This is a genomic window from Streptosporangium canum (assembly GCF_900113865.1).
Taxonomy (GTDB): domain Bacteria; phylum Actinomycetota; class Actinomycetes; order Streptosporangiales; family Streptosporangiaceae; genus Streptosporangium; species Streptosporangium canum.
This window is the reverse complement of sequence record NZ_FOQY01000033.1, coordinates 67,423-90,256: the sequence shown is the minus strand read 5'-3', so window position 1 is coordinate 90,256 and position 22,834 is coordinate 67,423. Positions and strand designations below refer to the sequence as shown.

19 protein-coding genes and 1 pseudogene are annotated in these 22,834 nt (G+C 68.5%); 11 read left to right on the top strand and 9 right to left on the bottom strand.

Features of this window, described 5'->3' with window-relative positions:
* Positions 1–310 precede the first annotated feature (310 nt).
* From BM085_RS34150 to BM085_RS34140, 3 genes are all read right to left on the bottom strand, one after another.
* Entirely contained in the window at positions 311–919 is a 609-nt protein-coding gene (locus tag BM085_RS34150; RefSeq protein WP_093890926.1) for a DUF6461 domain-containing protein, read from the bottom strand.
* Between the two features lie 341 nt (positions 920–1,260).
* Positions 1,261–1,443: a hypothetical protein gene (locus BM085_RS34145; protein WP_093890925.1), complete on the bottom strand. Its 183-nt coding sequence runs from the start codon at positions 1,441–1,443 to the stop codon at positions 1,261–1,263.
* Positions 1,444–1,449: 6 nt separating this feature from the next.
* Positions 1,450–1,695, bottom strand: a complete 246-nt coding sequence (locus BM085_RS34140; RefSeq protein WP_093890924.1) for a hypothetical protein — start codon at positions 1,693–1,695, stop codon at positions 1,450–1,452.
* Between the two features lie 417 nt (positions 1,696–2,112).
* On the opposite strand from BM085_RS34140, the gene BM085_RS34135 reads away from it, so the two are divergent.
* From BM085_RS34135 to BM085_RS34125, 3 genes are all read left to right on the top strand, one after another.
* Positions 2,113–3,138, top strand: coding sequence for a hypothetical protein (locus BM085_RS34135; RefSeq protein ID WP_143121184.1), 1,026 nt, complete (start codon positions 2,113–2,115; stop codon positions 3,136–3,138).
* A 463-nt stretch (positions 3,139–3,601) separates the two neighbouring features.
* Complete coding sequence (locus BM085_RS34130; RefSeq protein ID WP_177245417.1) at positions 3,602–4,507, top strand: GNAT family N-acetyltransferase; 906 nt, start codon at positions 3,602–3,604, stop codon at positions 4,505–4,507.
* On the top strand, positions 4,507–5,517 hold the full coding sequence (locus tag BM085_RS34125; protein WP_093890921.1) for a hypothetical protein: 1,011 nt from the start codon (positions 4,507–4,509) through the stop codon (positions 5,515–5,517). The genes BM085_RS34130 and BM085_RS34125 overlap by 1 nt, the downstream gene beginning before the upstream one ends.
* Before the next feature lie 87 nt (positions 5,518–5,604).
* Here BM085_RS34125 and BM085_RS34120 read toward each other — a convergent pair whose 3' ends face one another.
* Entirely contained in the window at positions 5,605–6,297 is a 693-nt protein-coding gene (locus BM085_RS34120; RefSeq protein ID WP_093890920.1) for a recombinase family protein, read from the bottom strand.
* A 91-nt stretch (positions 6,298–6,388) separates the two neighbouring features.
* On the opposite strand from BM085_RS34120, the gene BM085_RS34115 reads away from it, so the two are divergent.
* On the top strand, positions 6,389–7,165 hold the full coding sequence (locus BM085_RS34115; RefSeq protein ID WP_093890919.1) for a class I SAM-dependent methyltransferase: 777 nt from the start codon (positions 6,389–6,391) through the stop codon (positions 7,163–7,165).
* A gap of 770 nt (positions 7,166–7,935) precedes the next feature.
* Here BM085_RS34115 and BM085_RS34110 read toward each other — a convergent pair.
* On the bottom strand, positions 7,936–8,298 hold the full coding sequence (locus tag BM085_RS34110) for an ester cyclase (RefSeq protein ID WP_093890918.1): 363 nt from the start codon (positions 8,296–8,298) through the stop codon (positions 7,936–7,938).
* A gap of 181 nt (positions 8,299–8,479) precedes the next feature.
* Here BM085_RS34110 and BM085_RS34105 point away from each other — a divergent pair, with 181 nt between their 5' ends.
* Entirely contained in the window at positions 8,480–9,052 is a 573-nt protein-coding gene (locus BM085_RS34105; RefSeq protein WP_218158912.1) for a TetR/AcrR family transcriptional regulator, read from the top strand.
* 434 nt (positions 9,053–9,486) lie between these two features.
* Here BM085_RS34105 and BM085_RS34100 read toward each other — a convergent pair whose 3' ends face one another.
* Positions 9,487–10,371, bottom strand: a complete 885-nt coding sequence (locus BM085_RS34100) for a cytochrome c biogenesis CcdA family protein (RefSeq protein WP_093890916.1) — start codon at positions 10,369–10,371, stop codon at positions 9,487–9,489.
* A gap of 1 nt (position 10,372) precedes the next feature.
* Positions 10,373–11,008, bottom strand: a complete 636-nt coding sequence (locus tag BM085_RS34095; protein ID WP_177245416.1) for a DsbA family protein — start codon at positions 11,006–11,008, stop codon at positions 10,373–10,375.
* A 12-nt stretch (positions 11,009–11,020) separates the two neighbouring features.
* On the opposite strand from BM085_RS34095, the gene BM085_RS45490 reads away from it, so the two are divergent.
* The 4 genes and pseudogenes from BM085_RS45490 to BM085_RS47035 all read left to right on the top strand — a co-directional run bounded on the left by BM085_RS45490 (position 11,021) and on the right by BM085_RS47035 (position 14,745).
* Positions 11,021–11,572 carry a helix-turn-helix domain-containing protein gene (locus BM085_RS45490; RefSeq protein WP_245789862.1) on the top strand — a complete coding sequence of 184 codons (552 nt, stop codon included), beginning with the start codon at positions 11,021–11,023 and terminating at the stop codon, positions 11,570–11,572.
* The gene (locus tag BM085_RS45485; RefSeq protein WP_093890913.1) at positions 11,569–12,123 is read left to right on the top strand and encodes a transposase; all 555 of its coding nucleotides are present in this window, start codon (positions 11,569–11,571) and stop codon (positions 12,121–12,123) included. The genes BM085_RS45490 and BM085_RS45485 overlap by 4 nt, the downstream gene beginning before the upstream one ends.
* Before the next feature lie 338 nt (positions 12,124–12,461).
* Positions 12,462–12,950: pseudogene (locus BM085_RS46415) on the top strand (CAP domain-containing protein).
* A gap of 124 nt (positions 12,951–13,074) precedes the next feature.
* Positions 13,075–14,745 carry a YVTN family beta-propeller repeat protein gene (locus BM085_RS47035; protein ID WP_218158911.1) on the top strand — a complete coding sequence of 557 codons (1,671 nt, stop codon included), beginning with the start codon at positions 13,075–13,077 and terminating at the stop codon, positions 14,743–14,745.
* A gap of 1,161 nt (positions 14,746–15,906) precedes the next feature.
* Here BM085_RS47035 and BM085_RS34065 read toward each other — a convergent pair.
* Together BM085_RS34065 and BM085_RS34060 are read right to left on the bottom strand one after the other, a co-directional pair.
* Positions 15,907–16,431 (bottom strand): maleylpyruvate isomerase family mycothiol-dependent enzyme, encoded by a 525-nt coding sequence (locus BM085_RS34065; protein ID WP_245789861.1) that lies wholly within the window; start codon positions 16,429–16,431, stop codon positions 15,907–15,909.
* A gap of 549 nt (positions 16,432–16,980) precedes the next feature.
* On the bottom strand, positions 16,981–17,760 hold the full coding sequence (locus tag BM085_RS34060) for a carbon-nitrogen hydrolase family protein (protein ID WP_218158910.1): 780 nt from the start codon (positions 17,758–17,760) through the stop codon (positions 16,981–16,983).
* An 849-nt stretch (positions 17,761–18,609) separates the two neighbouring features.
* On the opposite strand from BM085_RS34060, the gene BM085_RS34055 reads away from it, so the two are divergent.
* Together BM085_RS34055 and BM085_RS34050 are read left to right on the top strand one after the other, a co-directional pair.
* Positions 18,610–20,286, top strand: a complete 1,677-nt coding sequence (locus BM085_RS34055; RefSeq protein ID WP_093890910.1) for a protein kinase domain-containing protein — start codon at positions 18,610–18,612, stop codon at positions 20,284–20,286.
* Positions 20,287–20,830: 544 nt separating this feature from the next.
* Positions 20,831–22,651: a serine/threonine-protein kinase gene (locus BM085_RS34050; RefSeq protein WP_245789860.1), complete on the top strand. Its 1,821-nt coding sequence runs from the start codon at positions 20,831–20,833 to the stop codon at positions 22,649–22,651.
* The last annotated feature ends 183 nt before the right edge of the window (positions 22,652–22,834 follow it).

Here is a 22,834-nt window from a genome sequence, read left to right as displayed (position 1 = left end):
CCACCTGCGACCTGTGGTCTTCCGACGCAGTCGCGACAAACGAAGCGAGCGGTTTACCGAGAGCTGCTCTGCCCCGGGTGGCACGGACCCGAGTGGAGGGCCTTCAGTTGCGAACTTCAGCTCGATCGGCCCCACCGCGAGGGCGATCTCGCTGTCCGCGCCGCGCACCGCGGTCTTCCGTCGGCTTTCATGCGTTGTGCGGTTGCGAGGGTGTCCGCCCCGGTCGAAACAGACCCGGGCGGACACCCTCGCTCCGTCTCCATGGCTCTCTGTCGGATTCACCCATGGAGCGGTTTTCAGGCCGGGTCCGTCAGCTCCGAGATGGCATCACATACAGCGCGTGCGTGCCGTCCAGCCACTCCCGGTCGATCTCGCGGCCGGTGATGCGGCCGATCAGAGTCAGCGCGGAGCTGATGACCTCCTCAATCAAGGGGCCCTCCCGACCGCTGCCGAGTTCGAAACGCAGTCCTTCCATGTACGGGTCCAGCGCATGGGGGTCGGCTCCGTCGCGGAGCGCGGGGTAGGTGATGGTGAGACTCGTGATCATCTGCCCGTCGATCGCGTAACCAAGGGTTTCGTTCCCGCTGAAGTTCCAGTCGATGCTCAGCGCCCGGCCCGAGTCTCGAGACAGGGCGGACAGTGCCTGCAGCCTCGCGCAGTCGAAACCGCCGATCTGGAAGACCAACGTCCAGAATCCGCACGCGCCCACCAGGATGACGTTGTCACCCGCCGCGTCCGCGATGTTCCTGAGGTCGCAGTCGGTGCGGGAGTCCAGATCCGCTCCGAGTCGCCGTGCGGTCTCCTCGACCCCGATTCCCTCACACCAGGCGGCACAGAACTCCGCGAGAGGGTCGTCCTCGTCGCCGTAGAACCGCGCGTAGGAGTGGAGCAGGTCATAGAGCCGCTCAGCGGATCTCATCAAAATGTCCTTCCGGCACAGGCGTTCCTTCTCGGCGGCATCGCCTCGTCTCTCTTTTTATAGGCGGCCGTGCCGAGGCGGCGATCGCCTCCAGCGCCTCGTGTACGCCTGGCGGCGAGCCGGTCTCCTCCATCAGGTATCTCCGCCGGTGGGCGGGCGCCGTCCGGGGTCCCGGCAGTGCCGAGGAAGCTTTGCTCAGATACACCTTTGACCTGCGCTGATGCATTCTCGGCGGACGTTTTCGCGCCAGCTCTTCGCGGGCGTGAGACTCCGCGCTCGATCAAGGCCCTGACCTGCGACTTGCCCCTGTGGCGCTTGTCGTGTCCGCCTCTCGGGGCCTTCTAGTCGTGGTCGTGGCGGTCGTCCAGGAGGCGGGGCAGCAGGCCCAAGGTGATGCCGCCCGCTGCCCCGCCGCTGAGCAGGGCGGTGGGCCACGGGGCGCCGGCCGCCAGGGTGAGGGCGCAGGCGACGGCCGCCACCAGGGCGGTGGCGGTGAGCACGACGAGGACGGGCATGGAGAACATGCGGTTTCACTCCTGCGGTGATGCCGGCGCCTTGCCGGCGGTGTGTTCGTCGGCCCAGAACGTGATCAGCTCTTCGGGAGTGAGCTGGTCGGCTGGGCGGTTGGGGGGGATCCGTCCGGTGGCCAATGCCCAGGTCGTGACCAGCAAGATGAGCAGCTGGTCGTCGTCGCTGACCTGGAGCGGGGACGAACGGCTCGGCCGGTCGCCGGTGACGCGGAGGAAGGCGTGAGCGGTAGCAGTGGCACAAGGCATGAAGCTCTCGCCTCCGTCGTCGGCAGTGGGGGATGCGAGATCAACGATGCGGGGGCGCTGACGCGGCCGCCACCGCTTCAAACACCCTCGGATAACCCCGGACAAGACGGCGCTTTCCTGGCGGGCAATCCCTCCGCGGCGCCGGACGCCAGGCAGTGTCCGGTGTCGTTCGGAGCGGTCCGGGCAGCTGTTCGGTGCCGTCCGGTCTTATCCGGAATCCGCGTCCGGTCTCATCCAGGACCGTCCGGAGTCATCCGGAGCGTTGGCTGATGCCTCTGGGTGTCGGCGCAGCCGAGGGGCGCATGTTCCGGATGAGATGGGATGTGCGATCTAGCCCGGTTTGACCTGCCGTTAATGCGAACATGACTCTCGTTACCTGCTGTTGATCGTTGATCACGGAATCGGACTAAGAGCGCGATGGCAGACCAACATCGCGTTGCGGCGCACCGCGCCTTCCTCGATCAGCTCAATGAGCTGCGCGAGCGGGTAGGTGGCCCAACGCTTTCCGAGATACACAAGCTGTCGGCATGTGTCAGCGCGAAGGAGGGCAAGCGCGAGAAGCTCGCGAGAAGCACCACGCACGACATCTTGAACGGCAGGCGAAAGGGGCTTCCGACCTGGTCGTGGGTGGCCTTGTTCGTGTCCGCCTGTCATGCGGTGGCCGTGGAAAAGCGCTTGGCCGTCGAACCTCTGGGCAGCCTCGAGGACTGGAATGCCCGATGGATGACCGCCCGCGCCGCCCGGCAGAGCGCCGAGGACCCCCTGCCGGATGCCGTTCCTGCGCCGCTTGCGTCCACGCCGGGCCTCCAGTCGGGCGACACGGCGCCCTCGCCCCCCGTGGCCGGGGAGACAGCGGGGATCGACGTCGCCGGCGCCTCGGCGCTTTGGGAGGAAGGGCAGCGTGATCGCGAGGTCTACGGCCGGATCGGGGCCCGGCTGCTCGCAGAGACCGACGCCGAGGATCCTCAGGCCTGCATGCGGATGGCGGTCGTCGCTCTGCTGAGGGACCAGCCCACGTCGGCGTACCTGTGGCTGTACCGGGCCGGAGACGCGGCAGGGATGTTCCACCGTCCCTCGATGCTCATGGCGGCCGCCGAGCTGGCCTGCCGCTACGGCCGGGACTACGAACGCGCCGAACGGATCGGCGTCGCGATGTTCTTCTACCGGCTGGCCGGCGACCACGGGCATGCGGCGGCCGCCTACCAGCTTGCCCTGATCCAGCAGCGGAAAGACGAAGAGCACGCGGCCACGATGTGGTCGTCGTCCAGCAGCGCGGATCCCGGCGGCTACTTTCGGACGGCCGGGAAGATCACCAGCAGCTGGGCACAGATCAGCGATCCTCTCGACAAGGCGAACGGCGTGATGCCGATCGGCTTGATCGGAGCACCGGCCGCCGTCGAGCCGTCTTCGCCGGCCGGAGGTCCTCCGCTGGCTTTTCCCTGACACCGCCACCGCCCAGGCCATAGATGTGAGGTCGGCTCTTCCCTCGGAGCCGCACTCACCCCCATGTGTCTATCAGTGACGACATGATCGCTTAAGGTGAATGGGGATTCTGATCCCTACCGCATCGCCTTGATCCGCAAAGAGCGATGAGCAGCGGACCACCCCCGCGGGTGGCGGTTCCGTCGTACATCCCGAGCGCGGCCGGCAGGCGATGCCCTCGCGTGGTGCAGGGGGGCGGGGGCGGCAGCCCCGAGACCACGGAGCACACGATCACCCAGCAGCCGACTGTCTCGTGCCACCGAAGTTTGAGCAGTGGGGACGTGTGCCGGCCAGGAGGGCGATTGGGGGAAATCGTGGAGGTGGGCATGTATTCCGCGCTGTGAACGACAGGCCCGCATCCGGAAAAGACGTTGCCGCGCGCTGCTTGCCTTGGGACAGTCCCCGCATGCGGATACGCGCTGCGATGACGAACGACCTGATGGCCCTGACGGAGCTGTTCCAGGCGATCGAGCTGGCCGAGATCGGGCGAGCAGGGACCACCGAGGCCGACATCCGGCAGATCCTGCTCACGCCGGAGCTGGACCTGGAGCGACGTAGCCGCGTGTATGAGAAGGACGGTGACATCCTCGGCTTCGCCGCACTCCACCCTGCTCCGCATGCAGACCGGCTGCGCGCGCACCTTGGAGTGTCACCCGTCGCCCCGGACTCCCTGACCGCTGCGCTACTGCGGCAGATCGAGGAATGGGCGCACGGACAGACCTCGACAGCAGGCCGAGAGCGTGAGAGCGTCACGCTTTTCCAGATGCCTCAAGCTCTCGCCACGCCCGCCCTCCATGATCACGGCTGGTACGTTGCCCGTCGTTACAGCCGTCTGATCATCGACGTGAGCGGCGAACGGCCCTCCCTCCCGCGATCGCGGGCCGGAACCGAGATTCGGATCGCGGCTTGTGACGACGATCGGCGCCGCCTGCACGCGGTGCTGGAGGAAGCGCTGAGCGGACACTGGAACCACCGCCGCCGAGCGTTCGAGGAGTTCTGGGCCGATCAGCGACAGCGAGACGGTCACGATCCCAGCCTGTGGTGGATCGCCGAGGTCGAGAAAACCCCGGCGGCCGTGCTGATCGCCCGCTCGCAACCGGACCGTGGCTGGATCGCCTGGCTGGGCACCGAGCAGCGTTACCGAGGGCGGGGATTGGCCCGCTGCCTTCTGCTTACCGCGTTCGCCGAGCTGAAGGCACGTGGCCATCACATGGTCGGTGTCGATGTCGACAGCGCGAACGACACGAACGCCACGGGTGTCTACGAGGCTGCCGGCATGCGCGTGCTCGGCCAGGCCGACCAGTGGCAACGGGATATCAACCCTGGTTGATGGTCTGTCGAACCACTCAAGGTTCGGGGCATGACGAGCATCCGAACCGCTATGCCGACGAGCTGACGGGCTTCGACGACTGGGAGCACCTCAGGTTCGACCGCGCCGCCGGGGACGAGGGCGGCGGCCCCGCGCCCGACGTGGCACTCGAACCGACCACCGACGAGATGACCGGCCACCGGGCCCGCCTGGTAGACGCCCTGGTCGCGGCCGGCAGCCCGCGACCGGCGTCCCGGCCGCGCTGGGCGTACGCGTACATGGATCGGGCCACCACCGCCGAGGCGCCGATCGGCGCGACCGTCCCGCTCACCCCGTCCTGGCAGTGGAGCACCGGCCGGCTCGACCCGGCCACCGCCGGCCGGCGCGCCACCGTGGTCCACACCGGGACGGGCACGTACGAGGTCCGCCTGCCCGGGGTCGCGTCGGCGGCCGGGATCGCGCACGCGACCCCGTACCGGACCGCCTACCGGGGCCGTACCTGCGGGGTCACCGGGTACGCGCCCGCCGGCCCCGACCAGGTGGTCAAGGTGCGCTGCTTCAACGAGGCAGGCGCGCCGGTGGACTGGTGGTTCACGATCTTCTTCGCCGCGCCGGGGCCCGGCACCGCCCCCTACGCCACGGTCAGGTACGACGACGGTGCCGGCGGCACGGGCTCGGTGAACCCGGTGTTCAACGCCGGCACGGTGAACTCCGACGGGGGCGTCAACCGCGTCACGCGTGAGGGCACAGGGCGCTACCGGGTGACGCTGGAGGGCTCGGTGTTCGCGTCCGGCACCGGATACGTCCAGGTCACGCCGTACGTGGACGGCGCGGGCCTGCACCGGGACGGCACGACCCCGGCGGCGTACGCCGGCGTGACCGGCGATCCGGCCGCCCCGGTCGTGGACCGGGAACGTTCGTTCAGCGGCAACGGTGAGGTGCCCGCGCCCACGCGGCTCGGCACCGGCCAATATCGGGGTCCCAGTAGCAATGAAGAAATTTCCAACGAAGTAGCGCCTGAGCTGCGATAACGCAACTACCTCCGATTGGCATCTCGCTTTGATCACGATGCCGGATCATGGTGAAGGACAGTCCGTTGCCCGGGCAACGGCCAGGGATTACCGCCGTTGCTTCGGATTGTCGGTTCCGGTGCTCAGCTCGGTGATGCTGGTGTCGTGGTCGCGGAGCATGCGCATGACGGTGGCCGGGGAGGGGTGCCGGCCTCTCTTGGCGCCCTGGGTGATGATCAGGTGGGAGGCGATCTCGCGCAGGCTGAGGTCTTGGTCGCGCAGGTGCAGGGCCATGGACAGCATGGCCTCATCGATGATGGTGGCGCCGCCGATGGCCTTGCCGTTCCTGCGGGCGGATTCGTGGCCTTCCAGGGTGCGGTCGCGGATGTATTCGCGTTCCATTCCGGACAGGGCTGCAAGCACGGTGAACACCACCCCGGACGGATCGTGGCTGCCCTTTAGCTCGCCGGTGAGGAATTCCAGGCCAACGTCGCAGGCGCGCAGTTGTTCGGCGAGTTCGGCCAGAGCCAGGCCGCGGCCGAGCCGTTTGTGCTCGTGGACGACCAGGGTGACCGCGACACCGGAGGCGCGCATCTCCCGGGCCAGGGCGACGGCCCGCTCGAGTTCGGGGCGCCGCGCGGCGCGGGTGGAGATCTTCTCGGAGAAGACCCGGGTGGCCCCGGCGGCCTTGAGGGAGTCGAGCTGGGTCTGCAGCAACTGGCGCACCGTGGAGGCCCGGGCGTAGCCGATCTTCGCATGCCCGGACGTCCGGGCGCCGGCGGCGGGGCGAGGGAGTTCCACCCATTCAAGCCCAGGACGGCGTTATGGCAGTATGCCCACAAGATACTGAACAGAGCACTCTTATCTGCCTGAAGCGTCACCGAAGGAACACATGGACACCGGCTTCGACAACACCGCCTGGCGCTACGGGCCGCTGGCGACCCTGTTCTACGAACTCGACAAGCCGATCGGCACCTCGTTCGGAGACGTCGAGTTCTACGCCGACCGCCTGCGGAACGTGTCCGGCCCCATCCTCGAACCCGCCGTGGGCACCGGCCGAATCCTGATCCCCCTGCTCGAACAGGGACTGACCGTGCGCGGCTACGACACCTCGGTCTCCATGCTGGAACAGTGCCGCGTCAACTGTGCGCAGCGAGGTGTGAAGGCCGATGTCTTCGAGGGTGACATGACCACGCACCGCGACCCCGGCGCCTTCGAAGCGATCGTGATTCCCACCGGGTCCTTCGCCCTGCTTCCCGACCGTGAAAGCGCGCAGACCGCACTCACCGTCATGCACGACAACCTGGCTCCAGCAGGCCGGCTGATCGTCGACATCGAACCGCCGTCCGCGGGCACAGCCCCCGACAACGGACCGGTCCCCCACCAGTGGAGTGGCGGCGGTCTCGTCACCCTCACCACCTGGCGCACGCATGTGGACCCGGTGGCCCAGCGCACCACCCGCTGGCTCCGCTACGAAGCCTGGAAGGACGGCACCCTGACACGCACCGAGCTCCAGATTTTCTCCCTGCTGTGGTTCGGGCTGGCCGAGTTCACAGCCATGCTGCACCAGGCGGGCTTCGCAAACGTCAGCGTCCACGGCGGCTACCGGGCAGGTACCGCGCCAACAGCCGCAGACGACGTGTGGACCTTCGAGGCCACCCGTACATAGCGCGCCTGCCCTCACCGGCAAGCCGCCCGGGCGAACGTTGCTTGATGCGGCACCAGGTAACGGAAGGATCTGGTCTCGGGGGGTTCACGAGTGCCTTTTTGCGCCATGAGGCGCTGTTGGTTCGAGTGGAGGTGAGAGACCTTCGCCTCCAGCCTGTCGCAGCAGGTTGGGGAAGCTGAGGGCAGCCTGATCCGGGTGACGCCGAGGAGGGTGGGAGCAGCCCTGGCAAAGCCGGGACGTGCCAGTACTACCAGATGGCGCGGGTCCGGCGAGCGTGGCGGAAAGGAGTACGCGAGGAACCGGCGATGTTAAGTCCTTCAACACGTGGACCGGCTCAAACTTGGTGGATACGGGCCGGGCGCGGTGCGCACCCACCGCTGTCAGGCGGCCGGGGAACTCCTGTGGACGTTTAGAGCTGCGGCCATGGGAGGCCATGGGGAAGGTCTGCGGCGACCCATGGCGATGCCGCTGGGACACAGCCGGGCTCCTCCTTCGCCGAGCGAACCACAGTGAACATGGGAACCATCTGAGCACGGTTCCCGGCGACGGGTATCCAGTCCGCTGTCCGGGATAGGCGCGTCGACCGCCGAACGGTCCAGATGGGGCGGGGCGTCGGGAAACTGGCTAATCCCGACACTGAACACATGAGGGCCCCAGTTCCCGGCACGGGGCCTGGGGCGCTCGTCCTGTCGCCGCCTGGCCACTCTGATGTGGGTGGCGTCAGTGTGGCGGGGCTGATCTGCCGGAGGAAATTGCGAGACTGCGGGGCCTCAGTGACGTGGGTCCGGGCCCTCGGTGACGCTCCAGGTCTCCGCGAGTCGGCCGTTGTCAATACGGAAGATCTCGATGAGCACGGGCCGGACGTCGCTACCCGGGGCCGCCATCCCTTCAACCGATGAGCGGACGGCGACCTTGTCGCCGTCGATCAAGATGTCGTCGGCGACAACGCGCATGGCCGGGAACTGGGCAACGACCTGGACCCAGGCCTCCTTGCCCGCTTCGAACCCGGTGGCGCCAAGCGGGTGGTTAAGGAAGTCGGGGGCGAACAGATCGGCGGCCTGGTCGAACTGCCGGGTGTTGAAGCATTCCTGCATCCGCAGCACCAGGGCGCCGGCTTCCTCGCGTGTGGTCATCGAAGGGACCTCCTCGTGTTCGGTGGGGCCTGCCCCATGGCGAAACGACGCAACCGCATATAACCGGGGCGAAGCCCCGGTTATATGCGGGCAGCATACGGGGCGACGCCCCGGTTAAGCTAGGCGTGAGATGTCCAGTCGAACGCCTAAACACACTCCAGCCGAGCCACCGACGGCTCCCGTGAACGACCGGGAGCTACGGGCTGACGCGCGCCGCAATCGTGAGCAGGTACTGCGGACCGCGCAGCAGTTGTTCGCCTCACGAGGCCTCGGCATCTCGCTCGACGAGATCGCCCGCCGCGCGGGTGTCGGTCCCGGCACCGTCCACCGGCACTTCCCCACCAAGGAAGCGCTGTACCTCGCCGTCGCGATCGACCAAATCAGGCAGTTGGTCGCCGAGGGAGAAGCGCTCACCGGTACCGACGATCCAGCCGCCCTGTTCACGCTGCTGTCCCGGATGATGGCCTCAGGCGCGGAGAACGCAGCGGTGAAGAGCGCGCTCACGGCCGCCGAGTTCGACCTGCGCAACGCCGCTCCGGACGCCGCTGCCGACCTGACGCACCAGGTCGCACACCTGCTCGATCGCGCCCATCGAGCCGGCGTCGTACGCCATGACGTGACAGTCGACGAGGTGATGGCAATCGTCGCCGGCGCCTTCGCCGCGATCCGACATGCCGACGCGGACACCAACCGCGAACGCTCCGCACACATCGCCCACATCATCCTCGACGGGCTACGGCTCCACCCCCGATAACAAGAAGCCCCGGCAGCTCCACCCCTAACCAAGCCAAGGACCTCCACTCCCACGACGTCCCCGGAATCAGAGTGACTGGCAACGACCGAGGACCTGCGATCAGCTACCTGGCGGTTAATCGCATGTTGTGGGCAGGCACCGACCTCAGAGCCTGACTTGGCGAGGGCACGTGATGCCTGTCCCCGGACCGTCCCCGGCCGGTGCCATGGAGGAGACCACCGCCCTGGTCGACGGCGCCGAGACCATCAGTGCCGCCTACCAGGCCCCACCGGCGCGGACCGTCCAGGCTTCGGCCGTGCACTCGGCTCCGTCGACGGAGTGTGTCGCCGAGGGAAGTCCATGACGAGGCGAGACCGGCCGCGCCCCATGAGGGAACGGCCGGAGGAAGACCTCACCTCACCTCAGGTGAGGCGTCTGCCGAAGGTGATGCGACGTTATGGCTGCCCGGTGCGCTGCGGCGGGGTGGCGGGTGAATCCACGGCGGGGGCGTCGGTCCCGGCGGTGGGACCGGTGCGGGAGCGGTGACGGCGTAGCAGCCAGAAAGTGCCGGCGAGCGCGATGAGCACGGCGGCGATGACGACGGCGACGTTGGAGATGTCGGCGCCGAGCCGGGCGATGCCGGTTTCGAGGGCGTATTGGGTGCCGATGGGCAGCAGCCCGGTCGCTTCGGGATCGTGTGCGGTGATGAGCAGGAGAGCGCCGAGTACGAGTGACAGTGTCCCGGAGATGATGGCGTGCCAGCTGTTCGTCCAGCGGCCGAGGCGGAGCATGCGATGCCGGAGCCAGGTCCGCAGGGAGCCGGACCAGCGTTTCCAGGCCAGGGCGAGCAGTAGCAGCGGCAGCGCCATCCCGGCGGCGTAGATGGCCAGCAGGATGGCTCCGTAGACGGGGTTGGCGCCGGCGGCTGCGATCATCAGCACGGATCCGAGGATCGGGCCGGTGCACACGCCGGCGACGCCGTAGGCGGCGCCGGGCAGGAACACCGTCCAGGCGGTGCCGGGCTCGCGCTGCCCCGTGCGGCCGAACGCGGGCACAGGCATGCTGAGCACCTGGACGAGGCCGAAGACGATCACCACGATGGCGACGGCGGTGAGCAGGGTGCCGCGTTGCTGGGACAGGAACGCCCCCGCGGTCGCGGCGGACACGCCGAGCGGCACGAGCGTGGTGACGAGCCCGAGGTAGAACACGCCGGTGCGGGCCACCAGGAGCGCGGGCCGGGAGAAGGCGTAGGCGAAGAAGGCCGGCAGCAGCATGGCCGAGCACGGTGACAGCAGGCTCAGCAGGCCGCCGAGAAACGCGCCGAGGTAGCCGATGTCCATCTCAGCCCTTCCCTGCCTCGGCCAGTTGGGCGTCGATGAGTTGGCGGAACACCTCGATAGGCTGCGCGCCGTTGACGACTTCCTCCCCGAGCACGAACATGGGAGTGCCGGTCACACCGAGCGCGGCGGAGGTTCGCGCCTCCTTCTGCACGAACTGCACGATGGCGGGGTCGTCGAGCGCCTTGGTGAACGCGGGCACGTCCAGCTTGTCGATGGAGGCGGCGATGTCGATGAGCTCCTTGCGGCTCCAGTCGGAGTTTCCGGCGAAGGTGCGCGCATACAGGGCCTCGTAGTACTGCCAGAACAGGTTCTGCCGGGCGGCCGCGCGGGCGGCGATCGCGGTGTTGACCGGGTGCTGGCTGAGCACGGGCGCATCCCGCCATTCGATGCGGAGTTTGCCCTGCTCGACGTACTGCGCCAGGAGGGCGGGCAGGGTCTGCTCGGCGAAGGCGGCGCAGTACTTGCAGGTGAAGTCGGCGTACTCGATGAGCACGACGGGAGCCTCCACCAGGCCGACCGCGGCGGGGTCGTCGGGGTCGCGCCGTACTAGTGCTGCGTTCCTGAATAGAGGCGTGCATCCCTGCTGACCTGGGGCGATGATGGTCTCAGGGGGATTGTCATGCCTAAACTGCTGCATGCGCGTCCACCGATGGACGCCGAAGAGAAACGACAGATCCGCAAGCTGGCCGGGGCTCGTCATGCCCCGGCCGACTGGATCATGAGAGCGCAGATCATCGCGTTCAGCTGGCAAGGGCTGCGCACCAGCGCCATCGCGGCCAAGCTGGGCTGTCACATGCAGACCGTGCGCGAGCGGATCGAGCGCTTCAACGCCGAGGGCCTGGCCGGACTGGGCGACCGGCCCGGGGCAGGCCGCAAACCACGCATCACCGAGCTCGAACGCGGGCGGCTCATCGCGCTGGCGCGCTCGACTCCGCCCGGGCGACCGGTCCACGACGAGGCCGGGGACCTGGTCGCAGAGGAGGAGGCCGGCCCCGCCGAGTGGACGCTGGACAGCCTGACCGCCGCCGCCCGCGCGCAGGGGATCGTCATCGCGCGCAGCCAGGTCCGCCGGATCCTGCTCAAAGAAAAGGTCCCCTGGCGGCACGCCCGTTCCTGGACCACCTCGACCGATCCGGACTTCGCCCCAAAAGGGCCGAGGTCGTCGGCCTCTACACCGACCCGCCGCCGGGTACCACGGTGATCTGCGCCGACGAGCTGGGGCCGGTGACCCCGCGCACCTTCCCGCCGGCGCCCGGCTGGTCGGTCGACGGACACCGGATCAAAGCACCGTTGGAGTATTCTCGCGGCCTGGATAAGACCTGGGTGTACGGTGGCCTGCGCATCCGCGACGGCATCGAGCTCACTTTCTGCGCGCCCGCGCGCAACAGTGACGGCTGGATCGGGCTGCTTCAGCAGATCGCCAGGTCCAACCGGCGCGGCCCGATCGTGGTCATCACCGACAACCTCTCCAGCCATTCCAGCTGGAAGGTCCGCCAGTGGCTGCTGCGTCATCCGCGGATCCGTCAGGTGTTCATCCCGGTCAAGGCCTGCTGGCTGAACCTGGCCGAGGGCTGGTGGCGGCTGCTGCGCAAGGCCGCGTTCGCCGGGCAGACCTTCGCCGACGCCACCGAGATCGCCTACGCGGTCGCCATCGCCACCACCCAGCTCAACACCCATGCCCATCCCTGGATCTGGGGGCGAACACCCCCGCAGCCCCGAGCCCTGCGCCACAAGTTCGTCTACCTGCTTTGAGGAACGCAGCAGTAGCTGTGATGGGGTCCCGGTAGTAATGGCGCAGGAAGCGACGGATATGCAGGTCAGCGTCCGTCGTCAGGTGGTGCTTGAAGGGTCCTACGGGGACTTCGACCTGCATATCCGTTGGAAATTTCTTCGTTGCTACTGGGACCCCTCCACGGCACACCCTGGCCACTACGCCGAGTGTCCGCTTCCGGACAGTATGTAGGTCTGGCGCATGTCAGCAAATAACGGAAGATGAGCGGTAAGCGGCACTCAGCCGCCTCCCGCCGGGTCAGGGGATGCGGTGAGCAGCATCCGGCAGGGACCCCATTCAGGTTGGACAAGGATCTGTCATGGCCGGAACGCGCCCCGCTCTGCCCAACGCCACCACCCCCGAATTCCAGGCCGAGGCGCTCGCCGAAGCCAATGCCCTGCGGGCCAGGCACCACGCGCCGCCGCTGGTCTTGGACGCCGAGCTCAACGCCTACGCCCAGGAGCGGGCGACCTCCCGATCGGAGCAGGAAGAGCTGGAGGCCGGGCACGAGGGCCTGCACGCGCAGACCGGCGAGAACATCTTCTGGGGCGCCGGCTCCGAGGCCCTGCCCGGCTCGATAGCGGTCAACAACTGGTACTAGGAGATCTCCGCCTACGACTTCGCCGCCGCCCAGTACTCCTCGGAGACCGGCCACTTCACTCAGCTGGTGTGGAAGGCCAGCACCAAGGTCGGCATCGCCCGCGCCGCCGGGCAAAGCGGCGAGTACTTCGAGACCTACATCGTGTTCGTCTTCGAAGAGCGCGGCAATCTCCAAGGCGCCTTCGCACAGAACGTGCTGCCCGAGTAACCGGCCCTCGTCTTCATCGCGCCGGCGGCCTCGCACGTCCGGGATCGACCGCACCGCCCACGGTTGCCATGGGCCCGATCGGAGCCCACCGGAGGCGGTACGCAAGCCGAGAGGAGCTCTCCCCTTGCCCCCCACCACCCGTCCCCGCCGCGGACCGCGCAAACGTCTCACCGCCCTGGTCGCCGCGTTCGCCCTGGCCGCCACCGGCCTGACGGCACTGTCTACTCCCGCGCACGCGGCGGCACCTGGCACCACGGCCTACGTCACGAACCTGCGAGGCAACTCGGTCTCGGTCATCGACGCCACGACCGGCACGGTGACCGCGACCGTTCCGGTCGGCACCTTCCCGTCCGGGGTGGCCGTCTCTCCGGACGGAGCCGAGGTCTACGTCACCAACCAGGGTTCCAACAACATCTCGGTGATCGACGCCGCCACGAACACGGTGTCGGCGACCATCCCGGCCTCCCAGTTCCCCAATCCCGTGGCGTTCGCGCCGGACGGCGCGCACGCCTACGTGGGCGTCAGCCTCGGCGGAGGAGCTCAGGGAGTCAGGGTCATCGACACCGCCACCCACACGGTCACCGCAACCGTCACCGTCACCGGCCAGCCCTTCGATATCGCGGTGACCCCCGACGGCGGCAAGGCGATCGTCGCCGGCTTCGTCGGCAGCACGGTCTCGGTCATCGACACCGCCACCAACACCGTCACCGCGACCATCACCAGTCCCAGCGCCCAGACCCCGGCCGGCGTGGTGATCAGCCCCGACGGGACACACGCCTACACGGCCAACTACAACAGCAACAACGTCTCCGTCATCGATCTGGCCACCAACACGATCACGGGCACCGTCCCCGTCGCCTCCGGTCCGCAGGACGTGTCGATCAGCCCGGACGGCGCCCACCTCTACGTGACCACCGCCAGCGCCAACGCCGTCGCGGTCATCGACACCGCCACCAGCGCCGTCACCACCACCATCCCGGTGGGAATCCAGCCCGCGGGCATCCGCGTCAACCCCGCCGACGGCACCGCCTACGTCACCAACACCGCCACCGACGACGTCTCGGTCATCGACCTGACCACCAACGCCGTCACCGCCACCATCGGCGTCGGCGACACCCCGTACAACGTCGACGTCTCACCCGCCCGGCCCATCGTGACCGGCCTCAGCCCCGGCAGCGGACCCGCCGCCGGCGGCAACACCGTCACGATCACCGGCAGCCACCTTTACAGCACCAGCGCGGTGAAGTTCGGCGGCACCCCGGCCACCAACGTGACCGTGGTCAACGCCACCACCATCACCGCGACCGCCCCGGCCCACCCCCCAGGCACCGTGCACGTCACGGTCACCACCCAGGCCGGCACCAGCGCCACCGGCAACGCCGACCAGTACACCTACCTCCCCGAACCCGAAGCCGACATCGACGTCGACCTGACCGCCCAGCCGCACCTCGGCATCCTCGTCCCCTACCTGTCCTACACCCTCACCGCCCACAACACCGGCCCCGATGCCGTCACCTCGGCCACCCTCACCGCCACCCTCCCGCCTGGCGCGACCGCCACCAACCTCGCCGCCGGCTGCACCACCGCCGCCACCACCTTGACCTGCACCTACGGCACCATCGCCAACGGAGCCAGCACCGGCAAGACTTTTCGCGTCCCCCTCCACCTGCTCTCCCTCGGCCACGTGACCGTCACCGCCGTCCGCGCCACCAGCGCCCCCACCGACCCCAACACCGCCAACGACACCGCCACCAAGACCTGCCACGTCATCTCCATCATCCTCGCCACCTGCTGACCAACCCCCAGCGGACCACCTGACCCGCCAACGACCACAGCACAGCGGCCGGGACTCACCAAGCCCCGGCCGCACCGCAAGCGAGGGACCGCCACGACCTATGGTCAGGGTGATCTGACCAGCGACAACTGGCCCCATGCGCGCGCATTCTGGCCCCACTTGTGGATCTTGGGTAGGCGTGCAGTTCCAGCAAAGCCTGAACCCACCCAAGCGGCCTTCTGCTCCCGAAGCTGGCCCCAGCCCAAAGCACGTCTTGATCTTGTCGCGGCGCGCCTCACGCGGGTGTCGGGATTAGGGTCCCGGTAGTAGAAAACGGGAGCGGCTGCGCGGGGTCTCCCATTCCCTGATCAAAAACGCCCCGACCTGCGAGAACGCCCACTGTGCCCAGTTCACCTCCGGGAGGACGTCAGGCCGCTGGACGCGACGTGAGGGGTGCAGCCGCGCAGGGAAAACGGAGTCGAAAACCTGTCACGCTCCCCGTGGGCTCCCCCTGCGCGTTCGTCACCCCACCCCACAGTGATCCGATCCCCCTCCCGGTCAGTCGGGCGAGCCGAGCCGGCCGTGACGGCGCAGTGATGTGGTCGACGGCGAGCACCAGGACGAGCTCGTCATCGCACACGCGCTGTCGGCGCGATAGGCGATCAGGTGCCCTGATCGCCTATCTTGCTGCGTCGCTGTAGGTCAGCGTCGACCCACATGGACGCATCGGGCCGCCCGGTGCGATGCTCGAAGGGTGGGGGACGAGCGGCGCCGCTGCCTGACATGCCGTCGGCTGCTGGAGGGGCGGCGGGCGGATGCGGTGTGCTGCTCGGACGCCTGCCGGGCCCGCTTCCGGCGTTGGCGCCGCCGCATCCATCGGTAGGAAGATAGGCCGCTGACCTACATGTCCGTTGTTTCCTGCGCCGTTGCTACGGAGACCCCCTGTAACTGCGCGGATGACGATTACCGGATGCCATGGCCCGGCCTGGCGTGTCGCGGCTGCGGTCAGTAGACGATCGACACGATCTGACAGGCGGCTTCGCCCAGTTCACGGTCGCCGTCGATGCGGACACGGGCCAGGGCGGTGTCCGGCTGGATGCCACGGGTGCACAGCCGCCAGGCGGTCTCCGTGTCCAGGCGGACGGCCGCGGCAGGGCGTGCGGAGTCCGGTTGGGCGAGGGATCAGCGGGGTCCGGTGGCCGTCACGGTCCAGGTGCCCCCGGCCGGGCCGTCGATCCGCACCTGGATCTGTGTGCCGGACGGCGCGGCGACCTCGCGCAGGGTGTGCGGCAGGGCCCGCATGAAGGTGTCCAGGACCACGGACAGGAATCGCGGATCGGGGTCGGTGTCCTGGCCTGCTGCGTGGCGGATCTGCTGGCGGTGGGTCCAGAACTCGGTGAAGTCGCGGGCGCTGTCCAGCCACATCGGCGCCGGATCAATACCGGCCCAGGACACCCCCAGCGACAGGCTGTTGGGGTCGGTGGCCTCGAAGAACCGGACGACCTGTCCGCCCACCACATCGAGCGTGTCGCTGAGCGCGGCCGGGCTCACCCGGCGGTGGGCCTCGACCCATTCCTGGTTGATGCGGTGGATGAACGCCTCCAAGCTCTCGCCCGGCGCGAAGCCAGGCCCGTCCCGGTGGCCGTCGCGGTCCCGGGCCAGGCGCCCGTAGAAGTCGCCCAGGACGTGCGCGGCGAGATCCCGCACCGTCCAGCCCCGGCACCGCCTCCTGGTCCCAGTCGGCGGGCGCCAGGCCGCGCAACGTGGCCATCAGCGCGGCCTGCTCAGGCGCGAACAGGAAGCGGGAATCGATCGGAGCACCGAGCCACGAGGGCTCGGCACGTCAGTGATCTGAGAGTTCATGGCTCAAGCCTGCCAACCGAAAGACCCGATCACCACCGAATACCTCATCCAAGTCGATCATGCCGCATTCCCGGCCACAGCCGACAATGAGGTTCCCTCAGCGAAGCAACCCGCCCCCTGGCGGGACATCTCCTCTCCGACGATAGGAGAGAAGATCAACAGGGCGAAAGCCTGCAAACCGATCCGGCGCCGGACCATATATCTTGCTGATGCTGAAACCGGCCCCCGCGCCGGAGACCGGGGTTCCTCTTGTCCTGTTCGGGTGAACACTGCCGATTCCGGAACCAGGTTGCCAACACGCCTGCCACGTTCGCATGCACCCTGCCAACGTGACTGTGGTGCATCACCGGAATGCAAAGGGAAGCAGCGCAGCCCGTGCCTGGACGCGGCTTGTCAGACCGAACCGAGGTAACGGGCGTCGATGACGTCGTGGCGGCGCTGGCCGAGATACCAGTCACCGGCGCCGCCGGTATCGATCACCGCGCGCAGCACGGCGGGTTCCCCGCCGGCCGTCTCGGCGACGACCTCGCCTCTCGGGGAGACGATCATCGTCGGGCAGTGGGTGGCCGGATCGGCGACGTTGGCCGACAGCACCCATCGCTGGTTCTCGGCCGCCCGGCTGATCAGGTGGCTGCGCCATACCCCATACGGCTCGGCGGGGTTGGCGGCATTCGTCAGATACATGAGCATCTGCGCGCCGCAGCGGGCGAGGTGCTGCCACTGCTCGGGGAAGCGGATCTCCCGGCAGATCTGCGTCCCGACGGTGACCTCTCCCGCGGGAAGCGCGAGCCGGTGCACGGGAAGGGCGGAGCCAGCGGCCAGCACACCGCGCTCGTTCATCGCCAGGTTGATCTTCCGATAGGTGTGTCGCTCACCTTCGGGGGCGAAGACGAGGGAAGCGTTCCACCACTGCCCGGCGTCGGGGATCAGTGATCCGCAGATCACGTGGACACCGGTTCGCGCGGCCACCTCGGCGAGTTCGGTGATGGCCGCCTCCAACTCGGCCGGATTCAGCCGGGAAAGCGGAGTCAGGTCGGCGCCGTAGCCGGACAGGGCTCCTTCGGGGAAGACCATCAGGTCGTTATCGGCGCAGGCTTCGACCACTCGCGTGATCTCGCTCAGGTTGCCGGGGATGTTCCAGGAGATCGGGATCTGGGCAACGGCCGTGCGCACGAGTATGAGCCAGGAAGGTATCAGGTGGGCGCGTTCGGCTGGCCGCCGGCATTCTCCCGGTGCTCGGCGTTGGCCAGCTACGGCCGCAGCCGGGGCCGCAGATCCTACGCGCCGAAGCGGCAGGGTGAGTCCGAACGATTTCGTCCGCCGTTGTTCAGACCTACTCTGCTTCCTGCCGCTTGACGTACTGGCTGCCGGCAGAGTTCCGTCGGAACGGACACTTCCGCTCGGGTGCCGACGCGACCGGGCGTCGTCGTAAGGGCCCTGGGGGCCGTCGTCGAATCCGGCGGTCAAGGCGCAGCCGAGCGCAGCGAAGGATGCGGCCTTGGGGGCCGGGGAGCGACGGCCATACTCAGGGCCGCCGACGACGTCCAGGCGCTCGCCGTCCCCAGCAACCTCGGCGGCGATCCCGCGCCGTCTTTCGTCGCCGGAGCTTGGCCCGCGGCCGCCGCGACGCAACCCCGGCCCAGGTTCCGTCGTTCGTCGGCGGCTGCCGTGGTGGACGACGAATCAGGCCGGGGCCTCGGCCGCTGCTTGCCTCTGCTGGACTTCCCGTTGCTCACGCCGGGCTCTGGTCTCCTCGACGCGGGCGGCGAGGCGCTCGATCACCTCGGTGTTGTGGGCTCTCCGCTCGGGTCCGTGCGGTGAGCCCCAAAGTAGAGCGCTGTCGCAGGCCCGGGAACCGACGTGAGAGTGGTGACCTGCGGTGATGCGATTCCGGAGGCCGCACAGAGTTGAGGTTCTGTCCGGTCAGCGCCCCGGCTCGGCCCATTTCTGCCATATTCCGGTGACATCTCTTTTGGAATCATCGACACCGGCCGGCGAAGATCTCGACGAGGATGAGTCACCATGACCGACCCCCTACGCGACGGCGACCCGGCTCACATCGGCTCCTACCGGCTACACGCAAGGCTTGGCGGGGGCGGGATGGGGGAGGTGTTCCTGGGCCGCTCTCCGGGCGGGCGCCTGGTCGCCGTCAAAGTGGTGCGCCCGGAGCTGGCCGGCAACAGCGACTTCCGGCGCCGCTTCGCTTCCGAGGTGGACGCCGCCCGCAAGGTCGGCGGGTTCTATACCGCCCAGGTCGTGGACGCCGACACCGACGCCGTCCGGCCGTGGCTGGCCACCGCCTACATCCCCGGCCGCTCCCTGCACCAAGCCGTCGACGAGCACGGGCCGCTCCCTCTGGAGTCGGCCGCGGTGCTCGGCGCAGGGCTGGCCGAAGGACTCGCCGCCGTGCACGCCTGTGGGATGGTGCACCGCGACCTCAAACCCGGCAACGTCATCCTTGCTGAGGACGGGCCTCGTCTGATCGACTTCGGCATCGCCCGCGCCCTGGATGCCACCAGCCACACCCAGACCTCCACCGTGCTGGGCACCGCCGCGTTCATGTCCCCCGAACAGGCCATGGCCCAGAAGGTCGGGCCGCCCTCGGACGTGTTCTCGCTCGGCTGCCTGCTCGCCTTCACCGTGACCGGCCGCAGCCCCTTTGGGACGGGGCCCGTTCACGCGGTCGTCTTCCGTGTGGTGCACGCCGACCCTGATCTTCAGGAAGTGCCCGCCCCCCTGGCCGCTCTGGTGGCGGCCTGCCTGGCCAAGGACCCCGCCGCCCGGCCAAGCCTGGAGCAGGTGCTGAACCAGCTCACCGCGCTCGCTTCGCCCGACCAGGGGCGGTGGCTTCCTGAGGCGCTCACCCAGGTCATCGCCGACCGCCGGACCCTGGCGCTGACCGCCCTTCACGACCCGGCCACCGCGACCGACGGTGGCGGCCCCCGAACGATGGCACCGCCACCGTCCGGCCACGCAAATCCGTCGCGGGCCCCCCAGCCCTTGCTGGTCAACGAACGCCGCCATATGCGCGGCCGTGACCTGCTGCACTCTGCCACCGGCTACGAGATCGCCGGCTCTGTGCTGCTTGCCCTCTTCACCCTGGTCTCCGTGAGCACAGTGATTCACCAGCTCAATGTTGCCAACGATGCAGGACGGTGGTACCAGACAGGGAGCTACGACGGCCTCCCCAATTTCGATGAGGCGGCCAGCAAAATCATGTTGGTGGCCCAGATCGTCTCCGGCCTGGGACTGACGGCGTGCTGGCTGCTCTGGTTCTTCCGGGTACGAGTCGTCGCCGAACGGCTCGCGCCCGGCCGGCTGCGCTACCGCCCCTCCATGGCCGTATACGGCTGGTTCATCCCGATCGGCAACCTATGGCTGCCCAAGCAGATCGCCGACGACATCTGGCACGCCTCCAGCCCCCCTGGACGCGGCGGCACGACAGCCCCGGCCGGTCTCCTGCACACATGGTGGGCCCTGTGGCTGGTCACTTTCCTGACCTGGCCCCTCTTCTGGATCGAGTGGACGACACTCCTCACCACAGACTACGACTACAGCACCCATAGCCTGAGGTACGAGTTCACGCCAGGCGCCTGGGCCAGCCTGGTCCTGCACGTGTTGGTCGTACCGACGGCGATCGTCACCGCCCAGTTCGTGCGGCGGCTCGGCGCCATGCAGGCGGCCAAACTCGACAGCTGACGACCAAGTCCCGCACGTCGGCTGTCGAGCATCCCGAATCGGCGTCCTCCTCCCGAGCGTGGGCCCCCACCGTCAAGTAGACCGATCGTTACAGGTCGCGTGGGGGTCCGCGCCGGATAGCGCGAAGGCCGAGGTTTCGGCACCGGAGGGTGGCGCTGGGATGCGCCCGAATCCGCATCGAGAGCATCTCTGACGCGCTGACCTGCGGCTAAGCCATTCCAGGAATCGGACAGAACAGGGATTCTGAGTGGTCGGGACTACCTGGCGGCTGGGGCCACGCTCGGGAGGAGGACGCCGCAACCGCGTTACTCAGCGCTACCTTGGGGCTCATCGCAGCTACCCAAGCGTCGGGCCTTGGGGGTCGTCCTGTCCGGGCAGTCGGAGCGTCGAGGGCACGGCTCACTCGTGGTGTGGATCACTAAGCTGATCTGAGACGCTTTGCGGTACGTGTGGCCGATGTGGGGCCGGGGCACGGACGGCCCGCTACGCTGCACACATGATCGAGGGCCGGAGCGGTGAAGTCCTAGACGGGCGCTTCGAGTTGGTGGAGCGGCTGGGCAGCGGCGGGATGGGCACCGTGTGGCGGGCGCGTGATCTGGTACTGCACCGCGAGGTCGCCGTCAAGCAGGTCACCCCACCGGCTCCGGATCTCGCTCCCGAGCACGCCGGGGCCACCGGCGTGCTGCGCGAACGCGTACTGCGTGAGGCCCGTGCCCTGGCTCGGATCAGCAACCCGCACGTGGTGACGATCCATCATGTCGTGGAAGGCACCGAGGGCTCCTTCCCCTGGCTCGTGATGGAGTTGGTGCCGGGTGGCAGCCTGGCGGATCTCCTGGACCAAGGGACGCAGCTGGAGCCGCGGGAGGGCGCTCGCATCGGTCGGCAGGTACTGGCCGCACTGCGCACCGCACACGCCGCTGGCATCTGCCACCGCGATGTGAAACCCGCCAACGTGCTGCTGCGCCCGGACGGCAACGCGGTGCTCACCGACTTCGGCATCGCCGCCCTCCAGCGGACCGACCCGGCCCTCGCCACGGGCGCATCCACGACGCTGACCGCGACCGGTGAGCTTATCGGCACGCCCGAGTACATCGCACCCGAGCGCATCAGGGGCAAGGACGACGACCCCGCCTCGGACCTCTGGTCGCTGGGCATCATGCTGTATGTCTCCATCGAGGGCCACAGCCCCATGCGACGGCCGACCGCGCTTGCCACCATGGCCGCCGTCCTTGACGGCGAGGTACCACCGCCTGTCCGGGCCGGGGCTCTGGCCCCCGTGTTGACGGAACTCCTCGTCGTCGATCCGGCGCAACGGCCCTCGGCCGAACGGCTCGACGCGATGCTGACCGCCGTCGCGGAAGGCACGGGGCCGACCGTGCGGCTCCCGAATGCCGGCCCGCCCGCCCCGACCGCCAGGACCACTGCCCCGGCGGCCGAACCCGACCCCCCGTCTGCCGCACCGCCCTCTTCGTCGCCCTCCCCCTCGTCCCGACGCCGGCGGACCTGGCTGACCGTGGGGTCGGCGGCGCTGGCCGTGGCGCTGACGGCAACGACGGTCTACCTCTTCAAAGGCCCGTTCGATGACGCGGAAGGGTCGGCGAACCCGAGCCGCAGCAGCGCCCGAACGAACAAACTCGGCCTGTGGGAACCGGGAACCCTCAAGGTCGCGGTGAACGACGGCACGGTATCCCCGTCTGACGGCGACACCCCCACCATCGGCCCCGATCTGGCCCGCGCACTCGGTGATCAACTCGGCTTGAAAGTGGAGCTCTTCGCCGTCGAAGGCCCCAGTGCCATGATCGACGGCCTCTTGAACCGGGAGGACCCGGGTCCTCCCGCCGAAACGTTTGACGTGGCCATGCCGGGCCTCCCGGACGCCTTCGACGGGGGCGAGCAGGACTTGGCCCTCATCCACTACTTCGACGTCGGGTACGCCGTCGTCGCCCCGTGGGAGACAGCCCAGGACATCCGGTCGAAGGCCGACCTCTGCGGCAAGAACTTCTCTTTCCTGAACCACGGCTTCGTCGAGGAGGCGGTCAAGAAGACCTCCACCGAGCTGTGCGGGCCACACCCGATCGACGAGGCTCTCCGCACGGACACACTGCATGGGCGCATCACCGAGCTCCCGTTCGCCGTCAGGGAAGCGCGAGACTCCGACGGCGAGCTCCACCTGCCGAATGTCGACCTGACCGATGACATCCCCCTCGGCATGGCCGTGGACAGCTCGGATACCGCTCTGCGCGACGCACTCATGAAGGCCCTCGACAAGCTGATCGCCAGCGGTGAGTACGGAGACATCCTCGCTGCTCAGGGCCTGGAGCACGGCGCCGTCACCAAAGCCGGGATCGTCCATCACGGCTTCTGAGCGGCACCCCTGTACCGATGTTCCTTCGAGTGTTCCTTCGAGGGCGAAATAGAAGCTTCTGGTCACGGCTCCATAGCCGATCAGGCAGGCCCGGTGCGCGGCCTGACGGCACGGCGTTCCGCAGTAGCGGGCGGGTCGGCCGGTGCGGGCCGCGGCGATCGGCGCTGAGCACACCGGGCAGAC